Here is a 12908-nt window from a genome sequence, read left to right as displayed (position 1 = left end):
AATGGGGCATGACTCTTTCCATGAGCAGAACCAAAAGCTAGAGCAGTTGCAACAGGAACTGAAGGAAGGTAACATCGAGCATTTTTACATTACGGAGCCTATGCAGCATCAGAGCCAGCAGTTGGTGCTGGCAGGCAGTTTTGACTTTTCGTATTATCACAATGTGGAGATCACCTTTCATGAGGTAGAGTTCATTCTGTGTCCGGCGACGATATTTATCGTGGAAAGGTTTCGACTGGCCACGGAAGAAGAGATCGTTCAGTTAAATTCGGTGATGTATGGTTTTGAAAGGAATGGTACAGTCTTCTGCCTGGAAAATGAATTTGAAGAACAACGATTTTATATCGTGGCGAAGCAGATGACCTATCAGTTCGGCATGGTTTATTACTATGATCGGCCGAATCTGGAACCGGGAGAACGGATTGCTGAGTTTGCGAAAAAATCGGAGAACGTCCATGAATAAAGCTAATCAGGAGAATCGCGTTCGATTATACGATCGACTTTCGCTCCATACCTTGGATTGGCCCGATACGGATGATGCGAGGTACGCACGGGCGTATTTAGAACCGATGATGATGCAAGGAACTACAGAATACATGACTAACGTAAACACCACGTTGCTCCTTGCCCGGATAGATAATCTTGTGCTGCCGGTGACCGTGAATGATGAGGAATATGATAATGCTTATGTCTGTTCCCCGTATACTCACTATGTGCGGTACGCCAAACAGGAGCTGACCATGTTACAGAAGCCGATGCTGGAAAAAGGACTCTCCATGCTACTCAGTTTAATAGGCTGGGGCATGAAAAAATCCCGGATCAACAAGGTTGTACATGTGAACAACTGGCTGTTATCTACTAATCTATATCCTGCAATGACAGCTGAGCAGGCCACGAATTTACTTGAGACGGTAAAAGAGCGCTATCCAGGGCATACGGTGATCTTTCGCTCTTTGAGTTCCGCACTGCACTCGAATCTGATAACAGGGCTTCAGGAAGCGGGATGCCGCTCTATACCGAGCAGGCAGATTTATCTGTATCAGGCATATGATCCGAATTTCGGCAACGCCAAGTCGCGCTGGTTGCTTAAACGGGATCAGGCATTGCTGAACAAACATGGCTATGAATTGGTTTCTGGTGCAGATATTGCGGAATCAGATATCCCGCGAATTGTGGAACTGTACCGGATGCTTTATTTGGAAAAGTACTCCTATGACAACCCGCAGTTCAACGAGCGTTTTATTGCTGGAGCCATGGCGAACGGAACATTGAGTCTACACGGCTTGCGTAAGGAAGGGCGCTTGGATGCAGTGATGGGTTATTTTTCCCGCAACGGTGTGATGACCACGCCACTGTTCGGCTATGATATCACCATTCCCCAATCTGTCGGTTTGTACCGCATGTTGTCCGCTTGTCTCATTGGACAAGCCCAAAACAACAGAGTGTTACTACATGAGAGTGCTGGTGCAGCGCAGTTTAAACGTAATCGCGGCGCGATAGCGGATTTTGAATATTCCGCAGTATACGACCGGCATCTCTCATTCCGCAGAAGGTGGTGCTGGGCATTACTAGATCGATTGTTGAACAGCATAGGTGTGCCGTTGATGCGCCGCATGAAGCTATAAGCAAGCTGTGCTACTCCAGTCATTTGAGTGAGCTCATATGTATGCCCTATTTCAGGTGCTCGGCCAGCTGTACCTCGAACCCATCTGGGTCTGCAATGTAGATAAAACGTAGACGTGGGTTCGGCTCTACAGGTCCGCGCAGGATGGGGATGTGCATGTTTTCAAGATGCTTCATGGTTTCATCCAGTGACGTTACTTCGTAACCGATTGAGATGCCAGCGTCCGGCTTCAATGTCTTTTCACTACCTTCAATTAACTCTAGTGAGGTCTCACTCGTCTTACCCAGACCAAGCATGGCAATCTGACGCCCACGGCTTTCAAATCTGCGCTGAACGGTAAGTCCTAGTAAATTGTGATAGAAGTGAATCGATGCTTCCAGATTACGCACACGTAGTGTAATCCAGTTGAGTTTGATTAACATGTTGGTTCTCTCCTTCGGAGTTGCGTAGTGTCGGTTCTTGTTTATTATACAAGAAGAAAGGCAGTTCATCTGAATTTATTGAAAAAATTTACAAAAATATATATGTAAGCGTTATTTCAAAGTGTATAATACAAGTTAAATTGAGAGGAGGAATGAAATGAAGACGAAGGTGTTTAAAAAAATGAGTTCAACCCTGCTGGCAACGATGCTGGTGATGACGACGGTTCCTTTTCAGCAGGCTGCTTTTGCGCAAGAACAACAGATTGAACAGGGAGCAAGTTCCGGGGTTGCGGCGGTTTCTGGGCAGAACCTCAAGGTGCTTCAAACCGATTTTGAGGATGGGACACTTCAAGGCTGGCTTCAGCGTGTTGGCAGCGAAAGTTTGACCGTTTCAGAGCAGGCAGCGCATCAAGGTACTCGGAGTATGCTTGTCTCGAACCGTCAGCGCTCCTTTCATGGGCCGATGCTGAAAATGAAAGGTCTGTTGAAGCCGAATTCTACTTATAACATTTCATTCTATGTCAGGCTTACGGAGAAACCAGCTTCAGATCAGACGATTCAGCTAACGGCCTACAAGAAGAATGGGGCAGAGAGCTGGAACATGTTAGACAAGGTCACGATTCCCAAAGACGACTGGCAGCAATGGCATAAGGTTACGGCCACGTACCAATACAGCGATAATCCCGAGGAGTTGAATTTCTTTATTGAAACACCTTATGTTTCCGACGACACGGTAGATACATTGTCATTTTATGTGGATGATTTCACAATTGAGGAAGCCGCACCACTCGCTATTGAGACCGATATTCCTTCCTTGCAAGATCTGTACCAGACTGAATTTCCGATTGGAGCCGCGGTGTATCGCTGGCAGCTTGAAGGAGCTTACGGTCAATTGTTAACCAAACACTTTAACAGTTTGACCGCAACGTATGAGATGAAACCGAAGTTTGTGTCCCCTTCCAAAGGCGTGTATGACTTCCAAGCCTCGGATGAATATGTGGACTTTGCACAGAAAAATCAAATGGGTTTACGTGGACATGCCTTGCTCTGGCATATTGATGCCGCAGAGTGGATGTTCAAGGATGACCAAGGCAACCCTGCGAGCAGGGAGCTGCTACTCAGTCGGGTTCAGAATTACGTAGATACGGTCATGAAACGATATAAAGGCAAAATTTACGCCTGGGACGTTGTGAATGAAGCGATTGCAGATAGTAACGGGGATGCAAACGGAATGCGCAAAAGCCCGTTCTACGAGCTGATTGGCCCGGATTATGTTGAGAAAACGTTTGAGTTTGCACGTGCTGCCGACCCGGATGCGAAATTATACTACAACGAGTATTTCACCGAAATTCCTGAAAAAAGAGAGCATATGTATCAACTGGTGAAAAAGTTGAAAGAAAAAGGGCTGATTGATGGCGTGGGTCTGCAATCCCACTATAATCTTGAATCTCCGCCGATTGATGAGATTGAGAAAACAATCAATCTGTTTGCTGGTCTTGGACTGGATATCCAAATCACAGAACTGGATGTCGATAGCGGAATTCCTTATGGTGAGACATTACCTCAGGACGTTGCTGTGAAACAGGCATATCGTTATAAAGAGCTGTTTGACCTGTATGAAAAACATAGCGATGTCATCTCATCGGTGACCTTATGGGGATTACAGGATGAGAAATCGTATAACAATCAAGCCTTTTTATTCGATAGTGCTCTGCAATCCAAACCGGCCTATTGGGGGTTGGCAGATGAATCAAGCTTGCCTATTTTAACGAACCGGGCGGTTACGTTGTCTGGTACACCAAATACGAAGGCAGCCAAACAAGATCCACTCTGGAACAAGGCTGTTTCCACAGCTTTGAAAGGCAATTCGGGTTCAGCGGCGTTCCGTACGTTGTGGGATAAAAATAATTTGTATGTTCTGGTTGACGTAAAGGATACGACCAAACATGCCAAAGATAAAGTGGAGCTGTTCGTTGATCTGAACAATGGCAAAACTCCTGTGTATGAGGCAGATGATCGACATATCACCATAAGCCGTGCAGGCAAAGTGACAGGAGCTAAGCCAAATACGTATCGCGTTCGTGAAGCGGCGGACGGTTATCAGGTTGAATTATCCATACCATTGACTAATGCACAAGGGGCACTTGCACGTGAAGTTGGCCTGGATGTACGGGTGACCGATGGTGGAAACAACAGTTCAGGAGGACAGCAGGTTCTGTACTGGAATGACCGCACACTATCCCAGGATCAAGACACCAGCAAATATGGCGTTATTCAGTTTGCGAGTATGCCTAAGTCTGCGAAAGCCTTGCAAGGAACAGTAACGATAGATGGTGAGAAGGATGCAAAATGGAATAAGGTTACTCCATTCCATATTACACCACTGAATCAGAGCGGAGGAGCATCCGCTGAGGCCCGTGCGATGTGGTCTGGTCAGGATTTATATCTGTTCATTGATGTCACTGATCCACAAATTATAACCAACGCTCCTGATCCATGGGATCAGGATTCGGTTGAGATTTTCCTGGATGAAAATCATCAGCGTACACCGTTCTATCAATACGATGATGCCCAGTTCCGGATCAGTGCAGATAATATAGGTACGTTTGCTGGTAGTGCCTCTCCGGGAAGACTCCAAAGTGCTGTGAAGAAAACGTCCAAGGGGTATCAGGTGGAGGCTAGGATCAGATTACAGTCCCTCGTGCCGAAGGAAGGCCAAGTCATGGGATTTGAACTTCAAATTAATGATAACCAAGGAAACAATAACAAAAGTACGGCAAAATGGAATGATCTCACCAATGACAGCTGGAAGAACACTTCCCAGTATGGCATTCTGACGTTTTCAAAATAAATCGTTTGACTGACTATGAATAAGTAAGCAAGAAGAGTCGCACATTCAGTCATTCTATCTATCATCCAATCATCAGAAAAACACCCAAACACGGCGAGGCGTCTCGCTAAGTTTGGGTGTTCTGTTTATTCGGTAAGGTTGTTATTATTGGATAAGATCCACAGCGCCTTGCGGTACATAAGCATCTACGCCGTTATACACGATCACACCTTCAAGAGCTGTCTTTTTGCCATTCACGAGTGCAATGTTTTTGTAGATTTGCAACTCCAGTTTGGTGTTGTCTTTTGTTACGAGAATTTTCGGATTTTTAACATCCGTCAGATCCAGTTTGTATGTGGCCCCTTTGGCTGTAAACGCCTGTTTGGCAGGTACGAACAGTTGCTTGCTTACACTGTCCAGATCCAGATTGAGGACACGTGCCATGTATTTGGCTACATCTGTATTATCTATGACACCAAATGGACGATCATTATTTGGAGCATAAGTGTACAGTACAACGTCTCCGCCCGTGTGTCCGCCAGTTGTCCAGCCGATACCGGCACGTTTGCTGATCATAGGGCCTACGACATAGTTCAGGCTACCTGGCTCGGCGGCTTTAATTGCAGCAACCTCTTCGGAAGTCAGATCGGAAATGCCGTAGTATTGTTTTATGACTGCTTTGATGTTGGTGCGTTTCGCATCCAGTTTCGCTTCTACACCTTCACCTGTCAATTTAGCCTTTTTCAAAGGTCCGATAAAAGTGGACAACGGCTCTTTGTCATACGTGCCTGTTGTAGATGCATTACCAATCGTAAGTCCACCATTTTGATGGTCAGATACGGCTACAACAGCAGTTTGTCCATCGGCTTTGGCGAAGTCCATCGCTACTTTTACAGCATCATCAAAAGCGAGCACGTCACTGATAATCCCAATCGGATCATTGGCATGAGCAGCCCAGTCTACTTTACTGCCTTCGACCATCAGGAAGAAACCGTCCTCGTTTTTGGAGAGAACTTCAATCGCTTTGGATGTCATCTGAGCAAGACTTGGTTGCTTGGCTGGATCACGATCCATGTTGTATGACATGCCTGCAGGAGAGAACATACCCCACAATTTGTTGGAAGTTGATGCTTTCATCGCCGCAGGTGTAGTTACATAATCGTAGCCGAGTGCTTTAATGGAGGCAACGAGATTGTTACCGTCTTTGCGTCCAGCTGGTTCCAGATACTTACTGCCGCCGCCCAGTACAACATCGATGCCATTGAAGACTTGTTGTTTGCTGAGTGCATCGTAGTTTTTACGGTCAGGATAATGGGCAGAGAAGTCTGCCGGTGTTGCATGCATAATTTCGGAGGTAGCTACAATACCCGTTGCTTTACCCGCAAGTTTGGAAGCTTCTAATACGGAAGCAACAGGTTTCCTTTCGTCGCCTTTTGCAATCGGTTTTTGTCCAGGAATGGTAGCCTTGTCCGGCAAAACACCGACAAAACCGGTATGAGATTTATGTCCTGTTGCAAAGGCTGTTCCTGCAGGAGCCGAGTCCGCAATCGGCGCATCCGCGGAGTGTGTACGAACCATGCCGCTTGCCATGGAATCAATGGTCAGGGATGAACCTTTATACCAACGAGCCAGTGCAGTAGCATCATTAGCCATACCGTCAGGAATAAGAATGATTACATTTTTGATAGGTGATGCAGAAGTTGTTGAAATACCGTCTTCCGCAGCCCAAGCTGCACTACTGCCTCCCAGCGTAGCTGTAACAATGGTGGTGACCGCGAGCATCATTTTGGCTGCACGGGTATTGAAGCGATTTAACATGAACATCCTCCTAATAAATATGTATAGTTAGTCCCAGAACCCAGTGTATAGGGCAATTGCTAAACGAGCGTTAGCTTTAGGTTAATTAATTGTAAAAATTACGATTATAAGTCAAAGCTTACATAATAGACAAACTGGACAAAACGTTGAGCACTCTAGTATGGTAAGGATGAAATCGGACATGCAGGAACCAAAGTCCAATGATCATTTTGAGGTGGTTCAACATGAAAGAATGGTCAGAAGCCATTCGGTGGTGGAATAACAATCAAGTGAAACTGATCGATATCCGCCATAACGTATTACATTCAGAACAAGAGTTATCGACAACCATTTTACCGGCTCCGGCTTTTTTGATCCTAAGTAAAGGCGAAGCAGACATTCAATTCGGGATAAACCGATTTACATCGGATCAGACACTCATTCTGCATGGTGAAAAAGGTACGTCATTGCGGATTCGTTGTATGAAGGAACCGTTAGATTATTATTTACTGCTATATAAACCGCAATCAGCCCCGGTACCTCTTGAATCATCGGAAGATGGAAGTATACGAGGCGTGAATGCGTTTCAGGGAGGAGAACCCTATTTTTTTGCAGCATCATACCCATTAACACTTCTTACGATTGTGGAAAAAATGGCGGAGTTCTGGATGTCTAGTGATGAACTGGAACGGTTGCAGGTGACAGGATTGTTCTATCAATTTGTGTACGAGCAATTTCGGCAGTGGAAGATGGCACGTCAGCGGCAGGTCGAATCGCTAGAGCTGGCGGAGCAGATTGAAGCTTACATTCAGGAGCACTACGCTCATTCTATCTCCATGGAAAATATGGCTACGCATTTTCATTACAGCACGCATTATCTGGCTAGGGTATTCAAACGCAAGTACGGATGCAGTCCCATGGACTATGTCATTCAGACTCGAATCAAGCGAGCGAAACGTTTGCTGACCGAGACAGAAGCACAGATCCGGGAGGTGGCTGAAAGTGTTGGTTACAAGGATTTGTACTACTTTAGCCGTATTTTCAAACGTATAACAGGTGAGACGCCAGCACAGTATAAAATGCACAGTCATCGAATCAAAGGTTCAAATCGTACGAATAAGAAGTCTGAATCGTTCATTGATGACAGGGTCATCGATAGTTATATTGGTAATAACGATAATCATTATCAATACAACACATGGAGCGTGGACGAGTTGAACCTTCGTTTTAAGCCAACATTGGCGGTTAGTTTATTATTTAGTTTATCGCTGCTGCTCGCAGCATGCGGGGCGGGAACTGAACAGTCACAGCCTGCAACGAGTGCAGAACCGGTACAGGAATCTACTCGAACGTATACAGATGCTACAGGAAGAAAGGTTGAGATTCCGGCGCAGCCTTCCAAACCAGTTATCATAACCTATGGCGGATATCTGTTACCTCTCGGAATGAAGCCAGCAGGTGCAAACACGGAAACATTGGAGCAATATCCAGAAGAACTGGCAGGTGTTCCGGACATCGGCTCAGGCAACGGTAACGTTGAAATGATATCAGGTCTGGAACCAGACGTGATCATTGTACCGGACTATACAAGCAAGGAAATTGTAGATACGTATGCCAAAATCGCACCAACGATTACGGTGGCCTGGGGCGGTGATCCAGATGTTATTAATACCCTGAGAACGATGGGGGATATTATGGATCGTAAGGATGAAGCCGAGCAATGGATTGCGAAGTTTGAAGCGAAACTGAAGAGCATTCGCAGTGAACTGAACATTAATATTAAACCGGGCACAACAGCCATGTCGTTTGTGATCTACAATAAAGAGGTATTGCTTGGCGGCGAGGGCGGTACGTTGGGCAAGCTAATCTATGAAGATTTTGGTTTCTCCATGCCTGAGCAGTATAAAATCTATTCGGATGGCGGCACAGTACTGTCCTTGGAAAAACTGGCAGACAAGCCTGCCGACTACTTCTTCACTCAGATGGAAGATGAAGAGATGGATCAGATGATGGAACTGTTCGAGGAACCGGTATATCAGAGCATTCCCGCGATCAAACATAATCGAATTATCAACGTGTCCAGGAACTACTGGAACTATGGGCCGTATCTGGCGGATAAGGGTCTGGACAGTTTGATTGAACAAGTGAAAAAGCTCCAATAGCTGTAATTGCTGTACTAGCAATAACTGAGAGGTTAGCTAATACTGCCTGATCGTAACAGAATACCATGCACGTAACACCATGAATGTATCCATCCGGATTTGTTCATGGTTTTTTTTATAGCATGAGCCGAGAACTGTAAGCAGTGATACTTTTTTTAAAAAGATATTGCTAGCGCTTTCATTCTGTGCTAATATCACGGTAATAACAGGATTGTAACCGATCTCAGGGCAAGACCTGTTCCAGTTCATTCGCTTCGTTTGGAAAATCAGGCGATTGATTGCGTTTTACTATATAAGATGAATGATTTCTTTTACACGTTAACGAAGAGGGCAGAAAAAACCTGGAAAAGCGAAGCGTTCGCCTTTATCACCGGATTTTCCCCTTTAGAAAAGGGAATCCAAAAAATCTGGGGATAACAGCGATTGAAAGGTTATTCTGTCATCGGAGTGGATTGTGTAAAATTTTTAGTTTAACTTATATAGAGTGACAATAATTCCATATCACACCTCATTATTCTCAGGGTTGTTACGTATTGCAGGCAAAACCTGAATTGAGGGCAATAGACGATGTGATCCAACGTCTGTGTGCCTTTGATTCAGGTTTTTTTATATATGATCCGCCTGAATGTCATAACCGAAGGGTTACAACAGTTCATGTCAGCAGAAAGGAGGGCCGCTCTTCCGTTCTTCCAAGACCAAGAAATAGAATGATCCAAACCTTGGAATACTGTACCGAGCGGTGCAATATTTCGAAACTATTTTTCCATCATACACGACTAGACAGCGAGGAGAATAACCAATGAAAAAAATGAAACGTTCTATTGCAGTAGCAGCGATTCTGAGCATGTGTGTATCGGGTCTACCCGCTTATGCAGCAGGGAATACAGCTCCATCCTTGTCCCCGGCTATGGACAAACTGGTAAAAGCCGAGCTTATTCGCGGGAATGGGCAAGGCGTGAACGCGGCTTACCTGAGTAAACATGCCACACGTATTCAAGCCGCGGTGCTTTACTTGCGTTTATCAGGTCTGGAAAAAGAGGCTCTGGCCTATCAAGGAACCGAAACGTATACGGATGCCGCTCAGGCAGGCAAGGTGTTGCAACCCGTCGTTGGATACTTGAAGCAGCATCCTTATTTAGCTGGTGTGGTCACGGATACGGAACATTTTGCGCCTAATGCTCCACTGACAGCAGAGGAATATGCAGATTTGCTACTCAAGGCTCTTGGTTATGAAGCAGGCACGGATTACACATCAGGAGAAGCTTCCGCATTTGCGGCAAGCCATGGTATCCAATCCCTTCAAGGAAAAGGAACGACACAACTGACCAACCGTTTAATGGCTGAAGCCACGGCACAGGCTTTGCAGGCTCAGCTCAAAAATGGTACAGGTACGCTCGAACAACTCTGGTCCAAACATAAACAGGCGGGAGCGTTTAAACCTCAAACGCTGCAACAAACAAAATACGGTGCCATTGATGGTAAAGCCTATGATCAATACGGCACGCTTGGCTGGCTTGGTGTTCCATACGCAGCACCTCCGGTAGGCGAACTACGCTGGAAAGCACCACAAGAACCGAAGGCTTGGACAGGCACAAGAGAAGCCAAAGAGTTCGCGGCAAACAGCTTGCAAATTTCCGGTAAAACTACAGTGGGTAGTGAGGATTCCTTATATTTGAACATCTGGCGTCCGAATACAACCAGCACCAAACTACCAGTCATGGTATTCCTGCACGGCGGCGGCAATATGACTGGATCAGGCAAGGACTTCCAGGGAGAACAGCTTGCACGCAATACAAACAGTATCATTATCTCGGTGAACTACCGTTTGGGAGCACTAGGTTTCTTCCAAAATGCTGCGCTGAAAACAGGCAATGCTCTGGATGATTCCGGCAATTATGGCTTGTTGGATGCGTTCCGTGCATTAACGTGGGTGCAGGATAATATTGCAGGTTTTGGCGGCGATACAGGAAACGTGACACTTGCGGGTCAATCTGCCGGGGCACGTGATGTTCTCGCAACGCTTATCTCACCGCTTAGCAAGGGATTGTATCAAAAAGCGATTGCGTTCAGCGGTGGTTTGACGACTGCATCACCTGAAGAAGGACAGCAGAAATCCGAGGATGCGATCGTGAAGCTGCTTGTGCAAGAAGGCAAAGCTGCAAATGAAGGCGAAGCCAAGGCCTGGATCAGCAAGCAAACACCTGCACAGCTGGAAACATATCTGCGTGCACTGCCTGCGGATAAACTGGTGACGGTATTTGGCGCAACGGCCATCCGTATGCAACCATTCCCGCATTTGTTCCGTGATGGTACGGTCATTCCAAAAGAAGGTTTTGATGCGATCAACAGTGGCAAATATACGAAAGTGCCTGTATTGCTGGGTAGCTTGGAAACGGAATTCTCTGCTTTTGCCTTCGGTGATCCAAACTTTGCTCCATCGATCAATGATGGTACATTGTTTACGGATCAGACGAAAGCAGCTCAATATGCGGCTGCAATCAAATATGGTAGCGAGGCATACGCAGGCTTTAATGCGGAGCGAGTTGCTGAAAAGTTAACCAGTGCGGCGGGTCAGCCGCCAGTATATGCATATCGTTTTGCATGGGGAACCCAGCCTGGCGTCATCTCTGAACGTTTGCGTACCCTGTTAGGGGCTCCGCATGGTGCCGATATGGACTTCTATACAGGAAAAGCAGCAGGTATTGCGGCTTACTTCCCTGAAGGTTATTTCAGTGATGCCAACGAGCCTGGACGTGAGCAATTGTCTGCTGCGATGGCCGCTTACCTCAAGCAGTTCCTGTATACGGGCAAGCCAGGTACGGGCGGAACGTCTGCACTTGCTGCATGGACGCCATGGACGAAAAATGCCAAAGCACCGATCATGCGACTGGATGCGAATAACACAACTGCCGAGATCGGCATGTCCTCCCAATATAATCAGGGCAAAGAAGCTGTGAATGCGAAGATGAAGCAGGAATTGCCTGAAGAGACGTACAAACTGTTGAACGAAAAAGTGCTTGCAGGCCGTTTCTTCTGGGAGTAAATGAAAAACCACAAAAATTAAGTTAAGAAAAATGACAGCAATTAACTTAAAATGAGAAGGAAGGACAGGGGATCATTTGCTCCTGTTCTTTTTCTGTTACTTTTAGAATCGATTACATAACTCTGCTTATCTCACATGCTACCCTTGACTTTCCCCTGCACGGGAGACTGTATACTCACGTTAAGCTAATGGATTGGAGATGATATATTGTTCAAAATCAGTACGTTTGCCAAACTCAGCAAGCTTTCTTTAAAAACGCTGCGCTATTACGACCAGATCGGTATCCTCAAGCCGCGTAAAGTAGACGAGGACACAGGCTACCGATATTATTCCGCAGATCAGTTGCTCGAACTTAACCGGATTCTGATCTACAAGGAATTGGGCTTTACACTGCCGCAGATCACGCAGCTAGTGAAGGAAGACATCTCGCATGAACAGATTCAGGGCATGTTGAGACTGAAGCGAAGTGAGATTCAGCAAATGATTGATATGGAACAAGCCAGGCTTGTCCGCATTGAAGAACGCATCCAGCTTATGGAAAGCGAAGGACTATGGGAGACAGGCCAGGAGATCCGAATTAAAGCCGAGGCTGCTCAGACCTTCCTGTTCTTTACTGGAAACGGGGGAGAAGAGCGTATTCCGGAACTGCTGGGTCATCTGGATTCACTGCTAACCAAAGACCTGCGCCAATGGATTCAGGGACCACAGGTTGTGTTGTGGCGAGAGGTGGATGGAAAAGAGGATGAATTCGAGTACGAAGTCGGTTACTTCTTAACGGGTCAGCCTCCTGCAGTTACTGAGCCGTTTCAGATCAGGAATCTACCGCCGGAACCGATGGTCGCCTCTATGGCGTTTCATTCGCATTCCACATTTGATGGGGCAGCCTGTGTGCATTTAGCACGGTGGATCGAGAAAAACAACTACCAGATCAAAGAGAATGAGCCGGGCAGAGAATACTATTTGCCCTTATCTCCTGAACAGGATGCACAGTACATCGAGATTCAGATTCCTATCACGTGCAGGTAACTAG

General features: G+C 46.2%; 8 protein-coding genes. 6 read left to right on the top strand and 2 right to left on the bottom strand.

Annotated features, from left to right (window positions below):
• Window position 1 precedes the first annotated feature (1 nt).
• Together H7T88_RS21730 and H7T88_RS21725 are read left to right on the top strand one after the other, a co-directional pair.
• The gene (locus tag H7T88_RS21730; RefSeq protein WP_221790264.1) at window positions 2–463 is read left to right on the top strand and encodes a hypothetical protein; all 462 of its coding nucleotides are present in this window, start codon (window positions 2–4) and stop codon (window positions 461–463) included.
• The gene (locus tag H7T88_RS21725) at window positions 456–1625 is read left to right on the top strand and encodes a GNAT family N-acetyltransferase (RefSeq protein ID WP_221790263.1); all 1170 of its coding nucleotides are present in this window, start codon (window positions 456–458) and stop codon (window positions 1623–1625) included. Before H7T88_RS21730 ends, H7T88_RS21725 begins: the two co-directional genes overlap by 8 nt.
• 46 nt (window positions 1626–1671) lie before the next feature.
• On the opposite strand, the gene H7T88_RS21720 is transcribed toward H7T88_RS21725, so the two are convergent.
• Window positions 1672–2046 (bottom strand): VOC family protein, encoded by a 375-nt coding sequence (locus H7T88_RS21720; protein WP_154983282.1) that lies wholly within the window; start codon window positions 2044–2046, stop codon window positions 1672–1674.
• A gap of 157 nt (window positions 2047–2203) precedes the next feature.
• Between H7T88_RS21720 and H7T88_RS21715 the strand changes: the two genes are divergently transcribed.
• Window positions 2204–4897, top strand: a complete 2694-nt coding sequence (locus H7T88_RS21715; RefSeq protein WP_221790261.1) for an endo-1,4-beta-xylanase — start codon at window positions 2204–2206, stop codon at window positions 4895–4897.
• A gap of 144 nt (window positions 4898–5041) precedes the next feature.
• On the opposite strand, the gene H7T88_RS21710 is transcribed toward H7T88_RS21715, so the two are convergent.
• Entirely contained in the window at window positions 5042–6661 is a 1620-nt protein-coding gene (locus H7T88_RS21710) for an alkaline phosphatase (protein ID WP_221790417.1), read from the bottom strand.
• A gap of 257 nt (window positions 6662–6918) precedes the next feature.
• Between H7T88_RS21710 and H7T88_RS21705 the strand changes: the two genes are divergently transcribed.
• From H7T88_RS21705 to H7T88_RS21695, 3 genes are all read left to right on the top strand, one after another.
• On the top strand, window positions 6919–8835 hold the full coding sequence (locus tag H7T88_RS21705; protein ID WP_221790259.1) for an AraC family transcriptional regulator: 1917 nt from the start codon (window positions 6919–6921) through the stop codon (window positions 8833–8835).
• A 799-nt stretch (window positions 8836–9634) separates the two neighbouring features.
• A complete protein-coding gene (locus H7T88_RS21700; protein ID WP_221790257.1) occupies window positions 9635–11878 on the top strand; it encodes a carboxylesterase/lipase family protein in 2244 nt (747 codons plus the stop codon).
• Between the two features lie 207 nt (window positions 11879–12085).
• Entirely contained in the window at window positions 12086–12904 is an 819-nt protein-coding gene (locus H7T88_RS21695; RefSeq protein ID WP_221790255.1) for a MerR family transcriptional regulator, read from the top strand.
• Window positions 12905–12908: the final 4 nt, after the last annotated feature.

Source organism: Paenibacillus cucumis (ex Kampfer et al. 2016) (assembly GCF_019748695.1).
Lineage (GTDB): Bacteria > Bacillota > Bacilli > Paenibacillales > Paenibacillaceae > Paenibacillus > Paenibacillus polysaccharolyticus.
Note: the sequence above shows the minus strand (reverse complement) of the source record. Positions and strands in the feature narration are given on the sequence as shown.

Bases quoted from the DNA above. Each gene is read 5' to 3' on its own strand.
- H7T88_RS21730 (WP_221790264.1), top strand. From the start codon at position 2: ATGGGGCATGACTCTTTCCATGAGCAGAACCAAAAGCTAGAGCAGTTG.
- H7T88_RS21715 (WP_221790261.1), top strand. From the start codon at position 2,204: ATGAAGACGAAGGTGTTTAAAAAAATGAGTTCAACCCTGCTGGCAACG.
- H7T88_RS21725 (WP_221790263.1), top strand. From the start codon at position 456: ATGAATAAAGCTAATCAGGAGAATCGCGTTCGATTATACGATCGACTT.
- H7T88_RS21700 (WP_221790257.1), top strand. From the start codon at position 9,635: ATGAAAAAAATGAAACGTTCTATTGCAGTAGCAGCGATTCTGAGCATG.
- H7T88_RS21720 (WP_154983282.1), bottom strand. From the start codon at position 2,046: ATGTTAATCAAACTCAACTGGATTACACTACGTGTGCGTAATCTGGAA.
- H7T88_RS21705 (WP_221790259.1), top strand. From the start codon at position 6,919: ATGAAAGAATGGTCAGAAGCCATTCGGTGGTGGAATAACAATCAAGTG.
- H7T88_RS21710 (WP_221790417.1), bottom strand. From the start codon at position 6,661: ATGATGCTCGCGGTCACCACCATTGTTACAGCTACGCTGGGAGGCAGT.